The organism is Pseudomonas sp. P5_A2_2, assembly GCF_054177685.1.
Window position 1 is genome coordinate 1 of record NZ_JBGCUL010001249.1, and the last position, 1151, is coordinate 1151.

The 1151-nt window shown below is 58.2% G+C and carries 1 protein-coding gene; it reads right to left on the reverse strand.

Features of this window, described 5'->3' with window-relative positions:
- Positions 1-1001: FAD-dependent tricarballylate dehydrogenase TcuA (tcuA, locus tag ACXRVY_RS30540; protein WP_458239144.1), on the reverse strand; the 1001-nt coding region annotated here is incomplete at its 3' end.
- Positions 1002-1151 lie beyond the last annotated feature (150 nt).

Sequence of the window (1151 nt, forward strand, 5' to 3'; positions counted from 1 at the left end):
GTATTGGCGGTGGTTCCGGGAAAGACCGGCGGCATGAAGCAGCCGATGGCTTGTTGATCGATGATCGAATACGCCTGCTGACCGGGTTGTCCGGCCACCAGACGCCCCCAGATCGCATAACGTTTTGGCCAGAAATCCTCACCTTCGTCGTAGAAGCGTTCGCCATCACGATTGACCACTACACCCAGAGATACGCAGTCGATTCGGGTGCAGATGCCGCCGTCGTAGAGTGGCGCGCGGGCATCAATCGCGACCATGTGTGCTTGCGTCGGATCGCCAATCACATCTGCGCCAAGGTCCAGCATGCGCCGTAGCAAAATACCGGTGTTGAATCGAGTGCCCCGGATCAGGAAATTGTCCGATGGCCATTCACCGCGTTCGTTCTGACCCCAGGCTTCGCGCAGCCATTCACGGTTGGATTCGAAGCCGCCGGCCGCCAACACGCAGGCCCGGGCTTCAATGCGTTCTGCGGCGACACGCTGACCATCGACCTCATGTTCGCCCACGTGGGCGGCGACGAATTTTCCCTCATCCAATTCGATGTCGGTCACTTGCGTGTTGTAGCGAACTTTTACACCCAAGTGCTCGGCGCTGCGGTAATACGCATTGACCAGCGCTTTGCCGCCTCCCATAAAAAATGCATTGGTCCGCGCCACGTGCAGCGCGCCGGACAGCGGTGGCTGAAAATGCACGCCGTGTGAACGCATCCAATCGCGGCAAGAAGACGATGCCCGAATTGCAATGCGTGCAAGCTTTTCATCCGTGAGGCCACCGGTGACCTTCAACAGGTCTTGCCAGTATTCCTCCTCCGGATAGGCATCGATCAGCACGTCCTGCGGTTCGTCGTGCATGCACCGCAGGTTACGGGTGTGTTGGGAGTTGCCACCGCGCCAGATTTTCGCAGAGGCTTCCAGCAGCACCACGCTGGCGCCCGCTTCTCGCGCCATCAGAGCGGCGCACAAGGCAGCGTTGCCACCCCCTATGATTAAGACATCGATCATTATCGCTCCTCGATTTGCAAGGAAGCGGGAACGAAGTGCTCCTTGCGAGTGGGGAGAACGATAGGGTGGGGAAGGAGTGGCCGAAAGGCTGCTTTTGACGCGGGGTGTTTAGTTTTTCTAAAGGCTTTGTCGTCATGAGAGACTTATGTG